Origin of the sequence: Geodermatophilus marinus, assembly GCF_003428645.1 — a bacterium.
In the GTDB taxonomy this organism is placed as follows: domain Bacteria; phylum Actinomycetota; class Actinomycetes; order Mycobacteriales; family Geodermatophilaceae; genus Geodermatophilus.
Window position 1 is genome coordinate 1 of record NZ_QVQH01000058.1, and the last position, 3,071, is coordinate 3,071.

Sequence of the window (3,071 nt, forward strand, 5' to 3'; positions counted from 1 at the left end):
AACCCACCCGTCCCGGCCCGGGGCGCCCGCCCGGGACGAAGAACCGACACCGCGCCACCCGCCACGACGTCGGCAAGACCACCAAGCGAGACGCCGAAGACCAACCGGTCAGGGGTTAAACGACAAGCTCAGCCGGACGGGCGCACCGCGCCGAAGTAGTTCGACCCGTACCACATCGAGCCCACCCGGACGACGTCCCCGCTCTGCGGCGCGTGGATCACCTGCCCGTTCCCGAGGTAGAGCGCCACGTGGTAGATCGAGGTGTAGCCGGGGCCGCTGCCCCAGAACACCAGGTCCCCCGGGCGCAGGTCGCGGGCGGCCACCTGCCGGTCGCGGAAGCGGTACCACTGCTCGCGGCTGGTGCCGCCGATGGCGATGCCGGCCTGCGCGTAGGCGTACTGGGTCAGCCCCGAGCAGTCGAAGCCGTAGATCCCGGTGTCCGGCGGGATGCCGTACGACGGGCCGGTGCTGCCGCCGCCGCCCCAGCTGTAGGGCAGGCCGCGCTGCGACCTGGCCGCGGCGATCGCGGTGTCCACGGCGGACCCGGAGGGCGCGCCGGCCGTGGTCCCGCCCGATGCGGAGCCGCCGGAGGACGAGCCACCGGAGGACGAGCCGCCGGAGGACGAGCCACCGGACGACGGGCCCGGGGACGACGGGCCGCCGGTGGACGGGGCGGGGGCACCCGCCGAGGAGCCGGAGGGCGCCGGGCCGCCCGACGAGGGGGCGGGCGCGGGAGCCGGGGCCAGCGGGCGGGCGGCCGCGGCTGCCGCCGCCGCGGCCGCGGCCTCGGCCGCGGCCCGCGCCCCCTCCAGCCCGTAGAGCGTCTCCTGCGCCTCGGCCAGCTCGGCCTCCCACGCGGTGCGCTGCTCGGCGAGCTCGGCGGCCTGCGTCCGGGCCGACCGCTCCTGAGCCTGCGCGGTGGACAGCGAGGTGGCCGCCTCGGCGCGCAGCGTCTCGGCCTCGGCGGCGGCCGCGGCAGCGGTGCCGGAGGCCGCGCTGGCCTGCTCCTCGAGGACGGTGAGCCGGTCGACGACGTCCACCCGGTGGGTGCCGGCGGCCTCCAGCAGCGAGGCCCGTTCCAGCAGCTCGCCGGGGCCCTGGGCGCTCATCAGCGCCGACAGCCCCGGGGCCGTGCTGCCCTGCATGTAGCTGTCCCGCGCGAAGGAGGCGACCTCGACCCGCCCGGCCTCGACCTCGGCGGTCGCCTGCCGGGCCAGCGCGGCGGCGCGGTCGGCGGCGGCCTGCGCCTCCTCGGCGGCGTCCAGCCGCTCCTCGTAGTCCTGCAGTGCGATCTGCGCGGCCTGGTGCGCCCGCGCGGCGGCGTCCTCGGCCGCGGCCAGCCGGGCGCTGACGGCCCCGACCTGCGCCGCGGCGGCGTCCCGCTCGGCCTGGGCGTCGGCGATCTCGGCGTCCCCGGGTGCGGCCGCCGCCGTCCCGGGCACCGCCCCGACGACGACGAGCGCGGCCAGCGCCGTCCCGACGCCGCGCAGCACCCAGCCCGGCACCCGGCCGCGCGTCCCGCTGTCCACCGATCCGACCCCTCCCCCGGCAGACGGCGGCGCCCGGGAGGACGCCGCCGTACCGCGACACCGCGCGCGCCTCGCGGCGCGCCTCGGGAGGGGGATCGACCGATCGGGGGACCGGGTGGAGGGGCCTCTCCCCCGGAGGGGTGAGCCGGCCGCCCTCCCTGCCGGGTCCCGCCGCGGCCCCGTCCCGGGTCCCGCCCCGAGCCCGCGAGGGGTGAGGGGGACGGGCGGCCTCCCTGCAGGGCCCGCCGCGAGCGTGCGAGGGGTGGGGGGACGCGGGGTCCTCTCAGCCTCGATCCACCGTCGAATAGGCGGTGTGCGCGTCGGAAAGCACGAATGCCCCTCTGACGAGGAACGATCGGGCTTGTCTAAGAGGCTGTTTCGTATTCAGTCGGCTACGCCGCTGGGTGGTCTTGGATCGTGAGCCGGCGGTGGGCTTCGCGTTCGGCCGCGCTGGACCAGACGGCGGCTTGTCCGGTGAGACGGTTGGCCATCAGCCGGATCATCGCGATCTTGACCATGGTCTCGGAGGTCTGCGGAAGGCGTTCGTAGTCGCGGGCCAGGCGCCGGTTGCGGATCAGCCAGCCGAAGGTGCGCTCGACCACCCACCGGCGCGGGAGGACTTGGAAGCCGCGGGCATCGTCGCTGCGGCGCACGATCGCGATGACCAGGCGCAGCTTGTCTGCCGCCCAGGTCAGCAGGCTGGTGTCGACGCGGTTGGCGTAGCCGCCGTCGGCCCAGATCAGCGCGACGGTGGGGTACCGGGCGGCGAGTCGGTCCAGGATCGCGCGGCCGCCGGCGCGGTCTTGCACGCTGGCGGCGGTGACCATGACGACCAGCAGCAGGCCGAGGGTGTCCACGACGAGGTGCCGTTTGCGGCCGGTGGTCTTCTTGCCCGCGTCGAAGCCGCGGTCGGTGCCGCCTTCGCTGCTCTTGATCGACTGGGCGTCCAGCACAGCGGCGGTCGGCGCCGGATCGCGTCCGGCGGCGCTGCGGACCTGGTCGCGCAGCCGGTCGTGCACGGCATCCCAGGTGCCGTCGGCCTCCCAGGTTCGGTACCAGCGGTAGGCCGTCGACCACGGAGCCAGGTCATGGGGGACCAGCCGCCACTGACAGCCGGTCCGCAGCACGAACAAGATCGTGTTCAGGACGAGTCGGTTGCTGTAGACCCGTGGTCGGCCGGCCCGATGCGGGTCATGGACCGGCAGCAACGGTCCGATCAGCGCCCAGACCTCGTCGGTGACCGCGGATGGATAGCATCGGGCGGCGTCGTCCCCGTCGCGCTTGCAGTTGCACACACAACGCCACCGTGACGGGGGCGACCTCGACGTCCAGCCGCCACGCCGGCCTCTGCGGACCCGCATCGAGCCGCGCCCCAGCCGAGCATGCACTGCAACTGCTCGATTACGGAACAGTCACTAAGGCTTGACCGGTCCGCGCAGAAGGGCATCCGCTGGATGCGACTGTCTCACGGTTCGTCGGCGTTGTCGGCGACGTTCGATGATCCGAACCTCGTGTCGGCCGCCGGGCTGGCCCCGGTGCTCG

The 3,071-nt window shown here is 75.3% G+C and carries 2 protein-coding genes; both read right to left on the bottom strand.

The features are described 5' to 3' along the window. Positions 1–128 precede the first annotated feature (128 nt). Positions 129–1,529: a C40 family peptidase gene (locus D0Z06_RS24955; RefSeq protein ID WP_233517951.1), complete on the bottom strand. Its 1,401-nt coding sequence runs from the start codon at positions 1,527–1,529 to the stop codon at positions 129–131. A gap of 392 nt (positions 1,530–1,921) precedes the next feature. Beyond that, entirely contained in the window at positions 1,922–2,824 is a 903-nt protein-coding gene (locus D0Z06_RS24960) for an IS5 family transposase (protein WP_117380237.1), read from the bottom strand. Between the last annotated feature and the right edge of the window lie 247 nt (positions 2,825–3,071).